22 protein-coding genes and 1 riboswitch are annotated in these 16705 nt (G+C 70.1%); of the genes, 9 read left to right on the top strand and 13 right to left on the bottom strand.

Features of this window, described 5'->3' with window-relative positions; genetic code table 11:
- Positions 1-55 precede the first annotated feature (55 nt).
- Both ACFWY5_RS12705 and ACFWY5_RS12710 read right to left on the bottom strand, forming a co-directional pair.
- Positions 56-781 carry a glycosyltransferase family 2 protein gene (locus ACFWY5_RS12705; protein WP_379615631.1) on the bottom strand — a complete coding sequence of 242 codons (726 nt, stop codon included), beginning with the start codon at positions 779-781 and terminating at the stop codon, positions 56-58.
- A complete protein-coding gene (locus tag ACFWY5_RS12710) occupies positions 778-1125 on the bottom strand; it encodes an STAS domain-containing protein (protein WP_184959005.1) in 348 nt (115 codons plus the stop codon). The genes ACFWY5_RS12705 and ACFWY5_RS12710 overlap by 4 nt, the downstream gene beginning before the upstream one ends.
- 208 nt (positions 1126-1333) lie before the next feature.
- Here ACFWY5_RS12710 and ACFWY5_RS12715 point away from each other — a divergent pair, with 208 nt between their 5' ends.
- Positions 1334-1726: a hypothetical protein gene (locus ACFWY5_RS12715; RefSeq protein ID WP_379615634.1), complete on the top strand. Its 393-nt coding sequence runs from the start codon at positions 1334-1336 to the stop codon at positions 1724-1726.
- Positions 1727-1857: 131 nt separating this feature from the next.
- On the opposite strand, the gene ACFWY5_RS12720 is transcribed toward ACFWY5_RS12715, so the two are convergent.
- A complete protein-coding gene (locus ACFWY5_RS12720; RefSeq protein ID WP_379615636.1) occupies positions 1858-2496 on the bottom strand; it encodes a DUF6461 domain-containing protein in 639 nt (212 codons plus the stop codon).
- 61 nt (positions 2497-2557) lie between these two features.
- On the opposite strand from ACFWY5_RS12720, the gene ACFWY5_RS12725 reads away from it, so the two are divergent.
- Positions 2558-3214, top strand: a complete 657-nt coding sequence (locus tag ACFWY5_RS12725; RefSeq protein WP_379615638.1) for a maleylpyruvate isomerase N-terminal domain-containing protein — start codon at positions 2558-2560, stop codon at positions 3212-3214.
- Positions 3215-3217: 3 nt separating this feature from the next.
- Here the strand turns inward: ACFWY5_RS12725 and ACFWY5_RS12730 are convergent, their stop codons facing one another.
- The 5 genes from ACFWY5_RS12730 to ACFWY5_RS12750 form a co-directional block, all read right to left on the bottom strand.
- Complete coding sequence (locus ACFWY5_RS12730; RefSeq protein WP_379615640.1) at positions 3218-3652, bottom strand: SRPBCC domain-containing protein; 435 nt, start codon at positions 3650-3652, stop codon at positions 3218-3220.
- Positions 3653-3664: 12 nt separating this feature from the next.
- Positions 3665-4006, bottom strand: coding sequence for an ArsR/SmtB family transcription factor (locus tag ACFWY5_RS12735; protein ID WP_379615643.1), 342 nt, complete (start codon positions 4004-4006; stop codon positions 3665-3667).
- The gene (locus ACFWY5_RS12740) at positions 4003-4455 is read right to left on the bottom strand and encodes an SRPBCC family protein (protein WP_379615645.1); all 453 of its coding nucleotides are present in this window, start codon (positions 4453-4455) and stop codon (positions 4003-4005) included. The genes ACFWY5_RS12735 and ACFWY5_RS12740 overlap by 4 nt, the downstream gene beginning before the upstream one ends.
- Before the next feature lie 589 nt (positions 4456-5044).
- Positions 5045-6115, bottom strand: coding sequence for a sensor histidine kinase (locus ACFWY5_RS12745; protein WP_379615647.1), 1071 nt, complete (start codon positions 6113-6115; stop codon positions 5045-5047).
- The gene (locus ACFWY5_RS12750; protein WP_379615650.1) at positions 6112-6801 is read right to left on the bottom strand and encodes a response regulator transcription factor; all 690 of its coding nucleotides are present in this window, start codon (positions 6799-6801) and stop codon (positions 6112-6114) included. The genes ACFWY5_RS12745 and ACFWY5_RS12750 overlap by 4 nt, the downstream gene beginning before the upstream one ends.
- Positions 6802-6884: 83 nt before the next feature.
- Here ACFWY5_RS12750 and ACFWY5_RS12755 point away from each other — a divergent pair, with 83 nt between their 5' ends.
- From ACFWY5_RS12755 to ACFWY5_RS12765, 3 genes are read left to right on the top strand one after another with little or no spacing between them, the layout of a single operon-like run.
- Positions 6885-7055 carry a hypothetical protein gene (locus tag ACFWY5_RS12755; RefSeq protein ID WP_379615652.1) on the top strand — a complete coding sequence of 57 codons (171 nt, stop codon included), beginning with the start codon at positions 6885-6887 and terminating at the stop codon, positions 7053-7055.
- On the top strand, positions 7052-7282 hold the full coding sequence (locus ACFWY5_RS12760; protein WP_379615654.1) for a DUF6412 domain-containing protein: 231 nt from the start codon (positions 7052-7054) through the stop codon (positions 7280-7282). The genes ACFWY5_RS12755 and ACFWY5_RS12760 overlap by 4 nt, the downstream gene beginning before the upstream one ends.
- A gap of 48 nt (positions 7283-7330) precedes the next feature.
- A complete protein-coding gene (locus tag ACFWY5_RS12765; RefSeq protein WP_379615656.1) occupies positions 7331-7948 on the top strand; it encodes a YidC/Oxa1 family membrane protein insertase in 618 nt (205 codons plus the stop codon).
- Here ACFWY5_RS12765 and ACFWY5_RS12770 read toward each other — a convergent pair.
- Together ACFWY5_RS12770 and ACFWY5_RS12775 are read right to left on the bottom strand one after the other, a co-directional pair.
- Positions 7932-8363: an ATP-binding protein gene (locus ACFWY5_RS12770; RefSeq protein ID WP_312896209.1), complete on the bottom strand. Its 432-nt coding sequence runs from the start codon at positions 8361-8363 to the stop codon at positions 7932-7934. The genes ACFWY5_RS12765 and ACFWY5_RS12770 overlap by 17 nt on opposite strands.
- 142 nt (positions 8364-8505) lie before the next feature.
- On the bottom strand, positions 8506-10365 hold the full coding sequence (locus ACFWY5_RS12775; RefSeq protein ID WP_379615659.1) for a PAS domain S-box protein: 1860 nt from the start codon (positions 10363-10365) through the stop codon (positions 8506-8508).
- Between the two features lie 102 nt (positions 10366-10467).
- On the opposite strand from ACFWY5_RS12775, the gene ACFWY5_RS12780 reads away from it, so the two are divergent.
- Positions 10468-11025: a methylated-DNA--[protein]-cysteine S-methyltransferase gene (locus ACFWY5_RS12780; protein WP_379631830.1), complete on the top strand. Its 558-nt coding sequence runs from the start codon at positions 10468-10470 to the stop codon at positions 11023-11025.
- 1 nt (position 11026) lies between these two features.
- Here the strand turns inward: ACFWY5_RS12780 and ACFWY5_RS12785 are convergent, their stop codons facing one another.
- Positions 11027-12397: a purine-cytosine permease family protein gene (locus ACFWY5_RS12785; protein WP_379631832.1), complete on the bottom strand. Its 1371-nt coding sequence runs from the start codon at positions 12395-12397 to the stop codon at positions 11027-11029.
- A riboswitch (TPP riboswitch) is annotated at positions 12390-12504 on the bottom strand. It overlaps the preceding gene by 8 nt.
- Positions 12505-12580: 76 nt before the next feature.
- Here ACFWY5_RS12785 and ACFWY5_RS12790 point away from each other — a divergent pair.
- Together ACFWY5_RS12790 and ACFWY5_RS12795 are read left to right on the top strand one after the other, a co-directional pair.
- Positions 12581-12904: a rhodanese-like domain-containing protein gene (locus ACFWY5_RS12790; protein ID WP_379631834.1), complete on the top strand. Its 324-nt coding sequence runs from the start codon at positions 12581-12583 to the stop codon at positions 12902-12904.
- Positions 12905-12966: 62 nt separating this feature from the next.
- Entirely contained in the window at positions 12967-13446 is a 480-nt protein-coding gene (locus ACFWY5_RS12795) for a DUF1203 domain-containing protein (RefSeq protein WP_379631836.1), read from the top strand.
- Here the strand turns inward: ACFWY5_RS12795 and ACFWY5_RS12800 are convergent.
- Positions 13439-14317: an Fpg/Nei family DNA glycosylase gene (locus tag ACFWY5_RS12800; protein ID WP_379615673.1), complete on the bottom strand. Its 879-nt coding sequence runs from the start codon at positions 14315-14317 to the stop codon at positions 13439-13441. The genes ACFWY5_RS12795 and ACFWY5_RS12800 overlap by 8 nt on opposite strands.
- A 53-nt stretch (positions 14318-14370) precedes the next feature.
- Between ACFWY5_RS12800 and ACFWY5_RS12805 the strand changes: the two genes are divergently transcribed.
- Positions 14371-15021: a GPP34 family phosphoprotein gene (locus ACFWY5_RS12805; protein ID WP_379615675.1), complete on the top strand. Its 651-nt coding sequence runs from the start codon at positions 14371-14373 to the stop codon at positions 15019-15021.
- A gap of 229 nt (positions 15022-15250) precedes the next feature.
- Here the strand turns inward: ACFWY5_RS12805 and ACFWY5_RS12810 are convergent, their stop codons facing one another.
- Positions 15251-16510, bottom strand: coding sequence for an LCP family protein (locus ACFWY5_RS12810; RefSeq protein WP_379615677.1), 1260 nt, complete (start codon positions 16508-16510; stop codon positions 15251-15253).
- Between the last annotated feature and the right edge of the window lie 195 nt (positions 16511-16705).

Here is a 16705-nt window from a genome sequence, read left to right on the forward strand (position 1 = left end):
GGCCGAAACCGCCGAGACACGTCCGCAACGCCCTCAATTGAGGGCCGGAACCGCGTTAACGGGCGGGCCGCTTGCCGAGCGCGCCGCGGACCGCCGGCTCCCTGACCGCCAGCGCCAGCGCCACGTCCCGCAACTGCTTCGCGCGGTGCAACTGGGCGCGCCAGTCGTTGCCCGTGGCCCGGTGAGCCATCTCGACCTCGACCTCGGCCACCCGGTAGCCCTTGCGCACCAGGTCGATCGTCAGCCCCGTCTCCACGCCGAAGCCGTGGGCCAACGGCCTGGCCGCCTCGAACGCCGCCCTGGTCAGGCAGCGCTGGCCGTTGAGCGGCTGCGTCGCCTCGAACCCGCCGGTGGCCCGCCGGATGCCGTCGCGGGACAGGCGGACGACGATGCCGTGGCCGCCGAGCCGTACCCGGGTGGCGAAGACCGCGATCGACATGTCCGCCTTGCCGGCGCGTACCGGCTCGATCAGGGCGGCCGCCGTACGCGCGGACTCGCCCAGATCGGCGTCCAGGAACAGCAGGTGCCGCGGCGTGTCGCCGTCGAGCAGACGGACCGCTTCCGAGCCCGTCTCCATGGCGGCGGCCTTGCCGCGGTTGCGGCTGTGGCGCACCACCCTGGCGCCCGCCGCCCGCGCCACCCGGCCGGTCTGGTCGAGCGAGCCGTCGTCGACGACCACGACGAGATCGACCCCGGGCAGTTCCAGGGCCGCCCGTACGGTCGCGCCGATGCGGTCGGCCTCGTTCTTGGCCGGGATGACGACCGCCGTGTCCGGCGTCATGACCCCTCGGAGATCAGGAACTCCTCGGGCACCTCATCGTGCACGGTGAACACCGAATCGAGTCCCGTGACCTGAAGGATCTTGCGCACCGCGGGGCGTGGGGCGGCCACGTCGAGCTCACCCCCCTGCTCCTTCATGCGTTTGAGTGCTGACAGCAGCACGTTCATCCCCGTGGAGTCACAGAACTCCACCAGGGACATGTCGATGACCACGCGATTGGGCCCGTCCTGCAGGAGGCGAGTGAACTCCTGCTGCAGGCGGGGCGCCGTATAGAGGTCGATTTCACCGGCGATCGCAACTAGTGCATGGCCGGCATGTGATCGAGTCGAGACCTTGAGCTCCACATGGGCAGGCTAGCGGGGTGGAGGCGTCTGGTCACGTTCTCACGCCGATAGTGGAACGCCAGGTTTTTGTCCCGCGTTTGGGCTCCATGAAAACGGAGAGTACGCGAAGCTTGACACTGTGACACCGGCAAGTGCCGGAAAGGGGGGTTGCACGGGCCCTCCTGGTCAATACCATCGCATCACGGAAGCCAGGGGCCCGAGCGTACACATGACCACAGAGCATTCCGAAGATCCCCAGCGCCAGCGCCTGCGCGAACAGCTGGAGGCCATCCACATCCGCACCGAGAAGGCCACCTCGTGGCACGACGAAGCAGGGCGCCTGCGGGGGCTGCTCAACAACGACGGGTACGTCCCCGTCCGCACCAGGCTGGCCGGCGAGGACCTCGACTTCCTCGGCGACGCCAGAGACACCCTGCTGACCTTCGCCGAGCTCGGCCTGCGCCTGCTCGACCTGCACCAGCCTCGTGACGCCGGGGGGATCACGAGCGACACGGCCCATCCGATCCTGCGGTGCCGGAGCTGCATGTGGCGCTGGCCCTGCCCCACATTTCGGGCAATGTCCGAATCATTCGGTACGCCTCGCGTGCCTTCGCCCGCCTAAGGGCATGCTCCTCGCGGATGGCGCGCTTCGCGCGATCAACCAGGGTCAAGCGCTCCTTCCACGCCCGGGGCTGTCTTCATGCGGGCCAGGCGCGCGAATGTAACCACGTGCCATGCCGGTGCACGCGACGGCTAACGATCCTGGGGGAAGGGCACGCGGGCCTGGCCGCAGAGGAAGGTGCGGTCGGCCAGGAGTTCGGGGGTGACGCGGATGCCGGTGAGGCGTTCGGCCAGGGCGAAGGAGGCGGCGATGAGCGGGAAGGTGAAGTCGATGTCCTCCACCGAGGCGTCGTCGCGCAGGTCGTAGCCGATCTCGACCATGTCGTCGAGCAGGGCGTCCGGGGTGCTGCCGCGCCGGTCGTTGGCGTACAACGGGTCGAAGTCGAGGCGGACGTCGCCGTCCTCGGCCCAGAAGAACCGGTAGCGGCCGTTTCCGCCCTCGTAGTGGGAGACGACCCGGGTGCCGATCGACACCGGGATCATCGCCTCCGCGGTGATGCCGAGGTGGCCGTTGCTCTCGTAGGCGAGCGTCCAGTTCTCGCCGGGTACGGCCGCGGCGCCGATGAAGAGGGCCTCACCGGCGCTTCGCAGGTCGTAGCTGACGTCGTGGAAGTCCGCGTCCAGGCGCATGGGCCGGGGGCGGGTCTCCGCGTGCACCCGTGCCATGAACTCCTCGGGCGTGAGCCCGCGTACGAGTGTCAGGCAGTAAGGGTCGTCGAGGGTGCCACTGTCGGCCCAGGCGTAGTCGGTCGTGGTCGGCATGGCGGTCATCTGACGATCTTAGGAACGGTTCGGCCGTGCGCGGTGCAGGATCGCGCCATAGTCTGCCGAGGTGGACCTCTTCTCACGTTCTTGGACGGCATTGCGTACGGCGGTCGCCGAACTCCCCGACGAGGACTTCGCGAAGCCGTCGGGCTGTTCCGGCTGGCTGGTACGGGACCTGGCCTGCCATCTCGTCATTGACGCCCAGGATGTCCTGATCACTCTCGTGACCCCGGCCGAGACGGAGCCGACCCGCGACGCGGTGACCTACTGGGAGGTCACCGGCACGCCCCCGACCGGCGACGATCCGCTCGACGCGCTGACCGTGCGGCTGGCGGCCGCCTACGGGGAGCCTTGGATGCTCAAGTTCCACCTTGACGACGTCGGCTCGGCCGCCGGGCGCGCCGCCGTACTGGCTGATCCGGGGGCTTGGGTCGGCACCAAGGACATCGTGCTCACGGCGGGTGACTACCTGTCGGCGTACGTCATCGAGTGGACGCTGCACCATCTCGACCTGATCGCGTACCTGCCCGAGGTGGCCGGGCCGCCCGCGGAGGGGCTGGCCCGGTCTCGCGAGATGCTGGAGAAGATCGCCGGGGCCGCGTTCCCGGAGTCGTTCTCCGACACGGACGCGCTGCTGGTCGGTACCGGACGGCGTGCCCCCACCGAAGCGGAACGGGCGGAGCTGGGCGATCTGGCGGCGAAGCTCCCGTTCGTCCTCGGTTGAGCGTCAGTTCCAGTTGTCTATCTTGACGTCGTGCGGATCCGGGGCGCCTGTCCCGGTTTCGACCAGGGACTTGAGGCTCATCAGGAAAAGCGCCCACTTGGTGCTGCAGTGGTGCATGAACTCCACCGGCTCCGCCCAGCCCTCATGTTTGAACAGGATGATGGTCTGGTCGTCGGCCCGGTCGAGGTCCCAGACCACGTGCGTGCCGATCCACTCCTCGGGCCCCTCGACGACCTCCCACAGCACACGCTTGTCCGGCTGGAGTTCGAGAACCTTCATGTCGAACCCACCGGCCCCGAACCGGAACGCGATCACGTCGTCGCCGACGTCCTTGGTGTCGGTCGTCCACCAGCCCGCGAGTCCGCCGGTGGTGGTCAGGGCCGCGTACACCTCGGAGGCCGGTGCCTTGATGCCCACTCGGTGAAGGATGTCCACCATGTCGAGCTCCTCTCACTGTTCGTCTCTGTTGCGCTGAATCGCCTCGGCGATCCGCTTGATGCGCTGCAGCCTGGCGTCCCACGCCGCGCCCACGGCGGACAACTGGGCGACCGCGCGCGCGAGTTGCGCCTCGTCCACCTGGTACCGCCTCTCCCTCCCGTACGGCGCCGCGTGCACCAGACCGACGCGGTCGAGCACGCCGAGATGTTTCGCGATGGCCTGCCGGGTCACGGGCAGCCGCTCGCTGAGGCTGGTGGCGGTGCCGTTGCCGTCCGCCAGAAGCAGGTCGAGGATCCGCCGACGGGTCGGGTCACCGACCGCGGACCACAGCTCGTCGTCGACGGCGGCACTCACGGAGCCGACACCAGCCGCGCGATGTACTCCCCGAGCCGGGGCACGAAGGTGTCCCACCCGACGACGTGATCGCTGTAGACCTCCTCCAGCTTGGCCGCCTCCCAGCCCATCTCCCGGAACCCGGACTCGGTGAGCCGGATCCGCGTACCGTCGCCGGACGGGGTGAGCTCGAAGGTGACCAGCAGCGAACCGACGGAGTCGTCGACCTTGCCGCCGGGATGACACCAGCGGAACGAGAACAGCCGCGGCGGTTCGGCGCTGACCACGGTGAACGGGACGACGTCCACCCGATCACCCCAGACGAGCTCGCCGACGGCGCCTGGGGTGGGTTCGATGGAGGCGTCGTCGCTCCACCACTGCGAGATGTGCTCCGGGCGGCTGACGACCTCGTAGACCACCTCGGGCGAGGCCTCGACGTGAATCTCCCGCTCGATACTCCCGTACTCCATGCTCGTCCCCACTTCGCTACGTGCAACTTTTGGTTGCACGTCACCTTAGCGGTTGGCCCGCCAACACGCAACCACTGGTTGCATGAGACAAGAAGCCAAATTCGGAGCCGAGCGGGTCGCGGCCATCGTCCTGGAACGGCATGTGAACCCCGACTACGTGCTATGGGAGCCGCTGTTAAAAGCAGTCAAAGATCGACCGTATCGCCAGGATATCTGCGCGGTACATCGCTGACCGGCTAGTGGCCAGAAGGCTGAGCCCACCCGACGCTGACGTGCGTCCTCGCGCGCGGCGCCGGCGCGCAGGTTGTGCGTACGGGGCTTCGGGTTGAGCGAGCGCCAAATGTAACCGGGGAGCGAGCAAATGTAACTGGCACGCGGTTACATTTGCGCACCTGCGGTCCGAGACAACCCCGGGTTCGGAAGGGCTGCTTGACCCTGATCGAGGTTTTCGAAGACCGGGTTTCCGTGCCGTGCCCGGCCGGCCGCCCGGGGTCCGGGGGCGGGCCCCCGGCCGGGGGGTCGTGGGGGCTCGGCCCCCCACTGAGGGGAGCCCGAGCGCGAAGCGCGCCATCCGCGAGGACCGTGCCTGTCAGGCGGGCGCCAAAGGCAGGCGGATTTCGAAGCGGCAGCCGGCCCCCTCGTTGACCACGTCGATCATCCCGTCGTGCGCCTCCACGATGCCCTGGGCGATGGCCAGCCCCAAACCCGCCCCGCCATCCGACGAAGGAGTCCGGGCGGCCTCGCCGCGGAAGGCCACGTCGAAGACCCGGGCGAGGTCCGCCGCCGGGATTCCGCCGCACGCGTCGGAGACGGCCAGGTAGGCGATGCCGTCCGACACGCCCGAGCTGAGCGTGACGGTCCCGTCCGATGGCGTGTGGCGGATGGCGTTGACGACCAGGTTGGCCAGGGCCCGTCCCAACGCCCCGGCGTCGGCCTCCACCGGCGCGGGCGCGGCCTCCGCCGCCAGCCGTACCCCCTTGGCCGCCGCCACGGCCTCGACTCCGGCCAGCGTGTCGGCCACCAGGTCGGCCAGCCCGATCCGGCTACGGCTCAGCCGCAGCGCCCCGGCATGGATCCTGGACAGCTCGAACAGGTCGTCCACCATCACCGACAGCCGTTCGACCTCGTGCCGGATCCGGGTGACGTAGCGCAGGTCAGTGACGACGCCGTCCTCCAGCGCCTCGGCCATGGCGCGCATCCCGGCCAGCGGGGTACGCAGGTCGTGGCTGACCCAGGCGACGAGTTCGCGCCGTGCGCCTTCCAGGGCCTGCTCGCGCGCGTACGCCTCCTCCAGCGTGTTGGCGATCGTCTGCAACTCCGACGGCAGGCCCTGCGGCGCGACGAACGGCGCCGAGCGCACGGCCTCGACCAGCCGCCTGCTCTCCCGTACGACCCGCCGGGCCACCACGTACGCCACGCCGAGCCCCACCAGCGCCCCCACGCCGACGACCGCGAGCACCACGTCCCTGGCCCGGCCCTCGATGACCATGTCGACGGTGATCGCCGCCACGCCGGCCAGCGTCGCCGCCACGGCCGCGACCACGACGACCGCCAGCATGGCGCCGATCGAGCGGGCGCGCCGCCAGCGCAGCACGCCGATTCCGGCCGCGGCCACCAGCAGGCCGAGCGCGGCGGCGACGATGATGGACAGGGCGGTCATGGCAAGGGTTCGTACCGGTATCCCACGCCCCAGACGGTGACGATCCGCTGGGGCGCCGTCGGGTCGGGTTCGATCTTCTCGCGCAGCCGCCGTACGTGCACGGTCACCGTGGAGGAGTCGCCGAACGACCAGCCCCACACCTGGTCGAGGAGCTGGGCGCGACTGAAGGCCTGTCGAGGGTTACGCATGAGGTAGGCGAGCAGGTCGAACTCGCGGGCGGTCAGCATGATCTCGGCGTCGCCGAGCCGTACCTCATGGGCGCCGACGTCCACGGCGAGGTCGGCGTCGCGCAGGACGCCGGTCCCGGCGGTGCCGGTCGCGCCGCGGGCGCGGCGCAGCACGGAGCGTACGCGCAGGGCCAGTTCGCGCGGGCTGAACGGTTTGGTCACGTAGTCGTCGGCGCCGGTCTCCAGGCCGACCACCCGGTCGATCTCCTCGCCGAGCGCGGTCAGCATGATCACCGGGACCGGCCAGCGCTCCCTGAGTTTCCTGCAGACCTGGAGCCCGTCGACTTTGGGCAGCATCAAGTCCAGGACCATGAGGTCGGGCGGCCTGGCAAGGGCCCGGCGCAGCGCCTCGGCCCCGTCGCCGACGCATTCGACCTGGTGACCGTCGCGCTCCAGGTATCGGGCGACGACCTCGGCCACCGTGGGGTCGTCGTCGACCACCAGGATGCGGGTGTTCACCTCTTCACGGTACGGCCCCGCGGTACACAACCGATATGGACGTCACCGAGCCGTAAGGACGCCGAAGGACGTACCTTGGTCACATGGGTCGCATTGTCGCGCTGGTGCTTGGCACGCTCGCCGCTGCCTTCGTGCTGTTCAACTTCGTCCTCCCGATGGTCGCCGTGCTGTTCAAGGTGGCTCTGATCATCGGTGTCATCGCTCTGGTCGTGTTCATCGCGGTCAGGGTGATCAGCGGGTCGCCCTCGCGGTGACCCTCCTGTTCGATCCCGCCTGGCTGGTGGCGCTGGCCACGCTGGCGAGCGTCGGCATCCTGCTGCTGGCCGCGTGGGCCGCCAGGCTGCTGCCCGCGCGTGACGGCGCCGCGCCGAGCTTTCCGCTGCGCTACGCGCGCCGGATCGCGTTCGTACGGCAGCGCGATCCCGACGCCGCCGGCCGGGCCAGACCGAGAGCCCCGTCACCGAGCCCCGCTTCACGTTAGGCGGGGCTCGTAACCGGGCGAGCCCTCATTCCCCCCGAGGAAGGGCTCATGATCGACTCTCTGGTCACGTTCGTCATCGGCACGGCCGGCGGCAACGCCGCGCTCGGCATCGTGCTGTTCACCATCGCGGTACGCGTGCTGCTGCTGCCACTCGGCGTCAAGCAGGCCAAGGCCGCCAAACTCCGCGAACGGCTGGCGCCCAAGCTGAAGGAGCTGCAGAAGCGCCACTCCCGCAACCCCGAGCGGCTGAGCAAGGAGATGACCGCGCTCTACGCCAAGGAGGGCACGTCGCCGCTGGCGGGGATCGGGCCGAGCCTGGCGCAGGCGCCGTTCCTGTGGGTGGTGTATCAGGTCGCCACGCATCCGACCGCGCTGGCCGGGCACACCCTTTTCGGCGCGCCCCTGGGGCACCAGGTCGCCGCGCTGGTCGCGAATTACGGACTGATCAGTTGGCCATTTTTGGTCTTCGCAGTCCTGATCTTTCTGATCGCTCTCGTGGCGTGGCTGACCGCCCGCAAGATGGACGGTCCGGCGTGGATCAAGGCGCTACCGTTCGCCTCGGCGCTGTTCGCGCTCGTGCTGCCGCTGGCGGCCGGGCTGTACCTGCTCGTCTCCACCGCGTGGACGGCGGGGGAACGGGCCGTGCTGGCTACCCGGCCTCTCTGAGCGCGGCCACCTGCCCGTTCGCCACGCCGTTCGGCGCGGGCAGGATCGCCCACACCGTTGTGGTGTCGCCGTCGTGCCGAACGCCCCAGCTCTCCGCGACGTATTCGACGATGCCCAGGCCACGGCCACCGAGCGACGAGAGCGTGGGGCGGCCCGCGCGCGGCTCGGTGGCCGCTCCGCCGTCGCTCACCGCGACTTCGATGTGATCATCGCTCCACAACCAGGCCACCCTGACCATGCCGGAAGGCAGCGGATGGGCGTGCCTCAGAGCGTTGCTCAGCAGCTCGCTCACGACCAGGACAGCGTCGTCGACGGCGTTCTCGAAAACGCCGCTCGCCTGCAGATCAGTGCTCAGACGCTGGCGGGCGACGGCGACGCTGGACGGTGCGTAAGGCAACAGCACCACGCTCGACACGCGCACCTCCCCGCTCCCAGTTCCCCCCGAGGGAACACTCCCCGGTACGACCGAAATGCCCCGTTACCCAGTCCCAGAAACCGCATCTCGATCACAGCTTGTACACATTGGACGATAGATCAGCGCATCCGTGACCACCTCGTTACCGCATCGGTGTGTCGGATCGGATATCAGGAGCACGACCCAGCGCCAGCCTGATGCGGGTGCCCCCGCCCGGCCGGGGATGCGCGCTCACCTCGCCGCCCTGGGCCCTGGCCAGGCTCCGCACGATGTAGAGCCCGAGCCCCACGCCGCCGAACCTGCGCCGGTCGCCGCTGTCGACCTGCACGAACCTCTCGAAGATGCGCTCGCGGTCCTGGGCGGCGATGCCGACGCCCTCGTCGTCCACCACCACGATCACCCGATCGTCCTCCGGCCACGCCTCGACCGAGATGAGACCGCCCCGGGGCGAGTACTTGAAGGCGTTCTCCAGCAACTGCCCCAGGATGATGTCGGTGGCCAGCGCGTCGCCCCGCACGAACGGCAGCCGATCGGGCACCACCACCTCGACGCTGTGCCGATCCGACAGCACCGGCAGCCCCAGCGTCGCCGCCCGCACCCGCTCGGCCAGATCGAACGTCTCCATCCGCACCGACAGCTCCTCCGCCCCCGCCCGCGAGCCGAGCAGCAGATGGTCGATGAGCTGCCCGAGCGACCTGGCCCGCTCGGCGATCGTGTGCACCGCCGAGCGCCGCTCGGCGTCGCTGAGCTTGTCCCAGCGCGCGTCGAGCGTGCTGGCGAAGCCGCCCACGATCGTGATCGGGGTACGCAGCTCGTGGCTCGTGGTCGCCAGGAACAGATCCTTGGCCTCTTCGAGCTCCTTGGCCGTGGTCACGTCGCGGAAGTCGACGACGATCTCCCCGGTCTCCTCGATCCGCGCGCTCAGCACGTCGAGCCAGCGCCCGGTCTCCATCTGGAACGTCAGCTTCTCCCCCGGCTGCGGCAGCGGGAACGGCGGCGGCCCGCCCAGTACCGCCTCGGCGCTGAAGGCGGTCATCTCGGCCGCCGCCGGGTTCCACTGCAGGACCCGGCCCTCCTCGTCGAGGACCGCGATGCCGTCGGCGCTGGCGTCGAACACCGCGCGCTCGTGCGCCCGCTGGCGCACCGCGTCCTGGTAGGCCATCGCGTTGCCGACCGCGATGCCCGCGTGCCCGGCGAGCAGCTCCAAGAGCTCAAGCTCGACGTGCCCCGGCTTGTGGTCGGCGAACAACGCGTAGAGCGCCCCGTACGGCCGGCCCCCGATCGCCGCCACCCCGAGCGCGATCGTGTGCAGTCCGGGCAGCCGCGCCCAGACCAGGTCACCGAGCCCATGCGACTCGAGCAGCACGGTCTTGCCGGTGCGTAAGAGCTTGCCGACCAGGCTGTTGCGCATGTCGGCCGTGGTGTCCTTGAGCGAGTCCGGCAGCTGGTGCACGCTCACCAGGCGCAGCCGTTCCCCCTCGATCAGCACGAAGCCGCCGGCGTCCGCGCCGGTCAGCTCGGTGAGGCTGGCGGCGATGCGGTCGAGTACGGCGGGCAGCTCCAGCTCCGAGTTGATGTCGCCGACGACGTCGTTGAGCCGGCGCACCAGCCGCTCGCGGCGCGCCACGCGCAACCTGGCGCCCTCGTCCTCCTGCGTCAGGTGGTGCACACAGACGTAGCCGGCGACGGAGCTGCCCTGGAGCAGCGCGCTGGTGTCGATCCGCACGTCCAGCAGGCTCCCGTCGCGGCGGAAACGTTTGGTGTGCAGCGAGACCTGGCCGCCGGTGCGCACGCGTTCGAGCACCGCGTTGTGCTCGGCGGTCAGCTCGGCCGGCACGATCGGGGCCCGGCGCCCGACGATCTCCGCGGCGGTCCAGCCGAACAACCGTTCGGCTGCGGGATTCCAGTGGAGCACCGTCTGATCCCGGTCGAGAGCGATGATCGCGTTGGGGGAACTGGCGAGCACGACGGCGGCGAGGTCGTCGTCACTACCTGCCCGCATGTCTCCCACATCTCCATACTGCCCGTGGCTGGGTGCTTCCGTCGGGCGATCCGTCCGATACGCTGCGGTCACGGGTTCCCAGGTGGCGAAGTGGGTGAGGGTATGTCGAGCGGTGACCTCGATGCCCTGCTCCGCGTGACCTCTTCGACCTACCGCAGCGAGGACCCGCCCGACGTCGCCTTCGGCCGCTACGACGGCGCGGTCGGCAGGCTCGTCCTCGCCGTGACCGCGCGCGGGGTCGTGACCTGCAGTTTCGACGAAGAGAACGCGGTGTTCGAGCGGGTCGCCAAGCAGTTCGGCTCCTTCATCGGGCCCGACGCCGCCCGGCTCGACCCGGTGCGCCGCGAGCTCGACGCGTTCTTCTCCGGGCGCCTGCGCACGTTCACCACGCCGGTGGACCTCACCCTCGCCACGCCGTTCGCCAAAACGGTTCTGCAGAAGATGATGGCGGTGCCGTACGGGACGACCACGACCTACGGCGAGATCGCCGAGCGCATCGGCCGGCCGCGCGCGCTGCGTGCGGTCGGGAACGCGCTCGCCCAGAATCCCGTCTGCGTGATCGTCCCGTGTCACCGGATCGTGCAGGCCGACGGCGAACTCGGCGACTACGCCGGAGGCGCCGCCGCCAAGCGCCACCTCCTGACCGTCGAGAGCCGCTGACTCACTTCACCGCCGCCCGCCCGCGCGACCGGCTGAGCAGTCCGATCAGCAGCGTCACCAGCGCCGCCACGATGGCGCCGCCGAGCGCGCCGTTCATCCACGGCTGGCGTACGGCATCGCGCAACGGCAGCCAGATCGCGTCCCATGCCGCGACCGTCGGCGTGCTCGTGGTCACCCAGTAGGCGGCGAAGCCCAGCGCCCACGGGATCAGCATCGACCAGCGGGCCGGCGCGTTCTCCGCGGTGTTCCACCGGGTGCCGCCGCCCAGCAGGAAGTAGTCGACCGCGAGCACCGCGAACATCGGCACGAAGACCGCGCCGATCACCCCGAGGAAGGCGCCGTAGGAGGTGACGTCGACGGCCAGCGCGATCGCGACCGTCAGCACGCCGATGGCGGTGGAGAAGATCCGCCGGTCCACCCTCGGCATGAGGTTCTGCAGGGAGACGGTCGTGGAGTACACGTTCGCGAACGACTGGTCGGTCTCGCGCAGCACCAGGATGGCGAAGAACAGCGCGCCCAGCGGCGCCGCCACGAACGGCGCGAACACCGCGGTGGAGTCGGCCGCGACCGCCGAGGCCCCGGCCAGCGCGACCGCGTAGACGCCCAGGCCCAGGCAGGCGATCTGGGCCAGCGTGTAGCCGCCCACGACGCCGGTGAAGGCGGCCCTGCTGGAGCGCGAGTGCCGCGCGAAGTCGGCGGCCAGCGGCACCCACGAGATCGACAGCGCGATCACGTAGTCGACGGCCGGGGCGAACGCGGTCCAGTCGCCACCGGTCTGGGGCGGCGCCTTGCCCAGGAAGTCCACGGCGAACCAGACCATCGCGATGATCACGCCGATCGTGACGTACCTGCGCAGCAGCCTGATCGCGCCCAGCGGCCAGATCGTCAGCGCCGTGGTGATCGCTCCGGCGACCAGCACCCAGACGGCGTACGGCACCGCCGTACCGAAGATGGCCATCGCGCCGTTGGAGATGACCCAGAGCTCGAACGCGCCCCAGCCGATCATCTGGACGATGTTGAGCACGGTCGGGATGTAGGACAGCTTGGCGCCGAACAGCCCGCGCAGCAGGACCATCGCCGGTTTGCCCGTCTGGGTGCCGGGGATGGCCGACAGGCCCACCATGGCGGTGCCGATCAGGCTGCCGACCGCGGTGGCGGTGAGCGCCGCCGCCAGGCTCAGCGGCGCGTCGCCGAGGGGGTTGAGCAGCAGCAGCGCGCCGGAGAAGCCCAGCAGGCTGACCGCGAGGTTGGCCCACAGCGCGCCCTGGTCGAGCACGCCGAGGGTTTTCGGCGTGGCCCCGTCCAGGGTCAGGGCCACCTCCGAGTGGTGGGGGTCATCAGAGTGGTGTGATCCATCGACGACACGCGTCATCGTGAACGCTCCCTACGCCGGCATTACCCGGTCAGGTTCATGCGGTCGGCAATGCGTGGGGATTGCCCTCTCAGCCCGGCCGTGCCCGAGCTCCCGCGCTTATGTAAGTTTCAGGCGGATTATGCCATTCGCCCGGCAGGTGGCAAGACACCGGGCGGTCCTGAGGCCTGGGAGAATGGGTACATGACGGTTCCCGAGATCGAGGCCAAGGACGTGCCCGCGGGCGCGTACCTGCTGGACGTGCGTGAGCAGGGCGAGTGGGTGGCGGGGCACGCGCCCGACGCCGTGCACATCCCCATGGGCGAGCTGCAGTCCCGTCTCGACGAGGTGCCCGCCGGGCAGCCCGTGTACGTGGTGTGCCGGGTGGGCGGTCGTTCGGCGCACGCGGCGGCCTGGCTCAACCATGTCGGCCGCGAGGCGGTCAACGTGGGCGGCGGCATGCAGTCGTGGGAGGCGGCCATGCGGCCGATGGTGAGCGAGAGCGGCCAGGAGCCGTTCGTGGCCTGACCCCCGAATGCCAGGTCCGACCGCCGCCAGCATCGGGAGGGCGGCCGGGAGAGCATCGGAGCATGGGATACGAGATCAGCGCCATCGACCCGGTGATCGTGCGCGAGCTGCTCCGGGCGGACGACGCGGGCCGGGCGCCCCGCTTCAGCATCGACGAGGAGGGCGGCGCGCCGCTGCGGTGCTGCCTGCGCAAGGCGGCGGCGGGCGAGCGGATCGCCCTGGTGTCGTACGCGCCGCTGCGCCGCTGGGCCGCCGAGACCGGCGCCGACCCCGGGCCCTATGACGAGCTGGGGCCCATTTTCGTCCACGCCGAGCCGTGCGAGGGACCCGGCACGACCGCTTGGCCCGCCGCCCACACCGCCCAGCGGGTCCTGCGTGCCTACACCGCCGACGGGCGCATCCACGGCGGCCGTCTCCTGCCCGAGGGCGCCGACCCCGAGGTGGCGCTCAAGGAGGTGTTCTCCGATCCCGAGGTGGCGTTGGTGCACGTTCGGGCGGTCGAGTACGGCTGCTTCCAGTTCGCCGCCCACCGGGCTACTTGAGCAGGCGCGACAGACGGCGGTCGGCGAGCGGCTTGCCGCCCGTCTGGCAGGTCGGGCAGTACTGCAGCGAGGAGTCGGCGAACGAGACCTCCCTGATGGTGTCGCCGCACACGTCGCAGGGCTGCCCGGCCCGGTTGTGCACGCGCAGGCCCGACTTCTTCTCCGCCTTCAGGTCCTTGGCCGCCACCCCGTGCGCCCGCTCGACCGCCTCGCGCAGCGTGGCGACGATCGCCTCGTGCAGATCGGCCACCTGCGCGTCGGTCAGCGAGGCCGCGATCTTGAACGGGGACATCTTGGCCGCGTGCAGCACCTCGTCGGAGTAGGCGTTGCCGATGCCCGCGATCACCTTCTGGTCGCGCAGAAGACCTTTGATCTGGGTACGGTTGCCACCCACGATCCCCTTCAGCACGTCCACGGTGAAGGTGTCGGCCAGCGGGTCGGGGCCGAGCGAAGCGATACCCGGCACTTCATCCGGATTTTTCGTGACATAGACGGCCAGGCGCTTCTGCGTGCCCGCCTCCGTCAGCTCGAACCCGGGGGCCAGGCCCTCGTCGTCGGGCGCCAGCCGTACCCGGACCGCCAGCGGGCCCTTGCCCGGACGGACCGGCTTCGCGCCCGAGAGGTCGTCCTTCCAGCGCAGCCACCCGGCGCGCGCCAGATGGATGATCAGGTGCAGACCGTCACAGTCGAGGTCGAGGAACTTGCCGTGCCGCGCCACGCCGGTCACGGTGAGCCCGCCGAGCGCGCTGACAGGCGGATCGAAAGTCTTGAGCGCCTGGAAGGCGACCACGTCGACGGCCAGGATCGTCCGGCCCACAGCCCGCTCACGCAGGAAATCGGTGAGCGACGCCACTTCTGGAAGTTCGGGCATGCATCCAGATTATGGTCCACAGGCTGTGGAAAACACGGCGCTAGGGTCAAGGTATGAACGTGACGATCGCCGAAGAAGTCCTCCTTCTCGCCCACAGCGAAGAAGAGGGCAAGCAGCTCATCCCCGGCACCCAGCTGGACACCGCGCTGGGCGGCGCCATCCTCGCCGAGCTGGCGATCAACGACCGGCTGGAACTCTCGGACAAGAAGGTGTCCGTCAAGAACGCCGCCCCGCTCGGCGACCCCGAACTCGACGCCGTCCTCGCCCGCATGGCCGAGGACGGCAAGGCCCGCCGCCCGGTGTGGTGGGTGCAGAAGCTGTACTCCGGCAAACTCCGCAAGCGTCTTCTGGAACGGCTGGCCGCCGCCGAAGTCCTGAGCGAGGAGCGGGCCAAGGTGCTCGGCCTGTTCCCCACGTCCCGCTGGCCCGAGGTGGACGGACGGGTCGAGGCCGAGATCCGCGCCCGGGTCGCCGCCGTGCTGGGCGGCGCCGAACCCGACGCGCGCACCGCCGTCCTGATCGCGGTCCTGCACGCCGCCAACGTGGACCGCAAGGCTTTCCCGGGGGCCGACAGGAAGCGGGTCAAGGAGATCGCCGAGGGACAGTGGGCGGGCGACGCGGTGGCCAAGACCATCGCCGCCATCAACTCGGTCATCTTGATCACGGCCACCACGGCCGCGATAACCGCCACCACAACAACCTGACCCAACCCACCCGCCCAGACCTCATGCGCCAGGAGACCCACCGGGATCCGGAAGCCCCAATCAGGGCAGGGTGTCCTGCCGAGCCGCGTGCCCACGGTGCGGTCGTTGCGGCGGGCCGCCCGCGCGCCCTGCCTGCCGTGTCCCTGGACGGAGGGCCAGGGGCTACGGCGGGTGGGGTGGGGGCGGCGGAGCCGTAACGGATAAGCGCGCCCTTTAGAGAGAAGTACGGTCAGTTGGCGTCGAGGATGTCCTTGGGGACGGGCTTGTCGGCCTTGAGGGCGTTGAAGAGGGCCAGCGCCTTCTGGGTGTCCCACTTGACGGCCGTGCCGCCGCCGGCGATCTCGTTGCCGCCGAACGGCACCACCGTGGTCACCGGGCTGTCGCCCATCGCCAGCCCCAGCGACAACATGTCGAACGCCCCCGTCGAGCCGTCCACCACGACCGCGTCCGTCGCGCTGGCCGCCAGCGGGATCGAGGTGAACGGGTTGATCAGCACCCCGGGGCTCGCGGCCTTCTTCACCACCGCGCCCAGGAACTGCCGCTGCCTCTTGGTCCGCTCGAAGTCCGGCAGCGCGCCGCCCTTGCGGGTGCGGACGTAGCCGAGCGCCTCGCCGCCGGTCAGCTCCTGCTTGCCCTTCTTGAGGTTGAGCCCGGCCTTGGGGTCGTTGATGTCGGCCCGCACGTTGATCTCGACACCGCCGATGGCGTCCACGATGTCCACGAACCCGGCGAAGCCGATCTCCATGTAGTTGTCGATGCGCAGGCCGGTGACGTTCTCGAGGGTTCTGACGAGCAGCTTCGGCCCGCCGATGGTGTAGGCGGCGTTGAGCTTGTTGCGGCCCTTGCCGGGGATGGTGACCGCCGAGTCGCGCGGCAGGCTCACCAGCGTCGCCTTGTCGCTGCCCTCGGGGACGTGCAGCAGCATCATGGAGTCGGTGCGCTGCCCGGCGGCGCGGCCGGTGGCGAGCTTCTTGCGCTGGGCGGCGGACAGGCCCTTGCGGCTGTCGGAGCCGACCAGCAGCCAGTTGGTGCCGGGGGTGTCGGCGGGACGGCCCTCGTAGTCGTCGAGTACGCCCGGAATGCCGGTGAGCCGGGAATTGACCCAGAAGAACATGCCGATGGCCGCCACCAGCAGCAACACCAGCAGGCCCGCCACGCTCAGCGCGATGATCTTGCCGATGGGGCGGCGCCGCCCGGTGCGGGGCGGCTTGGCCGGTGGACGGTTGAACGGTCCGCCACCGCCCTGATGGACGGCCGTGGGCGGCACCTCGCCCCCGCCGCCGCCGCGTCCCTTCAGCGGCTTCACCGGGCTGTTGCCGGGGCGCTCGCGGCCGTAGACTCGCCCGGCAGAGCGCGGCGGCTCGGCCGGCGATGGCGGGAACTGCTGCGCCGGAGCTCCGGCCGACCGCATGCCGTCATCAGGCCGGCTCGGCAACGGGCGACCCTCGCCCGGCGAGCGCAGCGGGCGCGTGCGATCTTCCTCTGCCACGTCTTCCCTCTCCCATCGGTTGCCATAACGCTACGTCGAGCCCCCCACCAGTGGATGCGTCCCGCCAAGGATTTCCCACGGAAAAGTACGCGGAACACACTCTGGGTCACTCCGGAAACATCTGATGCCACCAGCGTCGTTACGGTTTATGGACGACCTCTATCGAAGGGAAGATTGTGTCCGCTTCGGACCCAT

The organism is Nonomuraea sp. NPDC059007 (genome assembly GCF_042740555.1).
In the GTDB taxonomy this organism is placed as follows: domain Bacteria; phylum Actinomycetota; class Actinomycetes; order Streptosporangiales; family Streptosporangiaceae; genus Nonomuraea.

Bases quoted from the DNA above. Each gene is read 5' to 3' on its own strand.
- ACFWY5_RS12705 (WP_379615631.1), bottom strand. From the start codon at position 781: ATGACGCCGGACACGGCGGTCGTCATCCCGGCCAAGAACGAGGCCGAC.
- ACFWY5_RS12715 (WP_379615634.1), top strand. From the start codon at position 1,334: ATGACCACAGAGCATTCCGAAGATCCCCAGCGCCAGCGCCTGCGCGAA.
- ACFWY5_RS12720 (WP_379615636.1), bottom strand. From the start codon at position 2,496: ATGACCGCCATGCCGACCACGACCGACTACGCCTGGGCCGACAGTGGC.
- ACFWY5_RS12730 (WP_379615640.1), bottom strand. From the start codon at position 3,652: ATGGTGGACATCCTTCACCGAGTGGGCATCAAGGCACCGGCCTCCGAG.
- ACFWY5_RS12740 (WP_379615645.1), bottom strand. From the start codon at position 4,455: ATGGAGTACGGGAGTATCGAGCGGGAGATTCACGTCGAGGCCTCGCCC.
- ACFWY5_RS12745 (WP_379615647.1), bottom strand. From the start codon at position 6,115: ATGACCGCCCTGTCCATCATCGTCGCCGCCGCGCTCGGCCTGCTGGTG.
- ACFWY5_RS12755 (WP_379615652.1), top strand. From the start codon at position 6,885: ATGGGTCGCATTGTCGCGCTGGTGCTTGGCACGCTCGCCGCTGCCTTC.
- ACFWY5_RS12765 (WP_379615656.1), top strand. From the start codon at position 7,331: ATGATCGACTCTCTGGTCACGTTCGTCATCGGCACGGCCGGCGGCAAC.
- ACFWY5_RS12775 (WP_379615659.1), bottom strand. From the start codon at position 10,365: ATGCGGGCAGGTAGTGACGACGACCTCGCCGCCGTCGTGCTCGCCAGT.
- ACFWY5_RS12780 (WP_379631830.1), top strand. From the start codon at position 10,468: ATGTCGAGCGGTGACCTCGATGCCCTGCTCCGCGTGACCTCTTCGACC.
- ACFWY5_RS12785 (WP_379631832.1), bottom strand. From the start codon at position 12,397: ATGACGCGTGTCGTCGATGGATCACACCACTCTGATGACCCCCACCAC.
- ACFWY5_RS12790 (WP_379631834.1), top strand. From the start codon at position 12,581: ATGACGGTTCCCGAGATCGAGGCCAAGGACGTGCCCGCGGGCGCGTAC.
- ACFWY5_RS12795 (WP_379631836.1), top strand. From the start codon at position 12,967: ATGGGATACGAGATCAGCGCCATCGACCCGGTGATCGTGCGCGAGCTG.
- ACFWY5_RS12800 (WP_379615673.1), bottom strand. From the start codon at position 14,317: ATGCCCGAACTTCCAGAAGTGGCGTCGCTCACCGATTTCCTGCGTGAG.
- ACFWY5_RS12805 (WP_379615675.1), top strand. From the start codon at position 14,371: ATGAACGTGACGATCGCCGAAGAAGTCCTCCTTCTCGCCCACAGCGAA.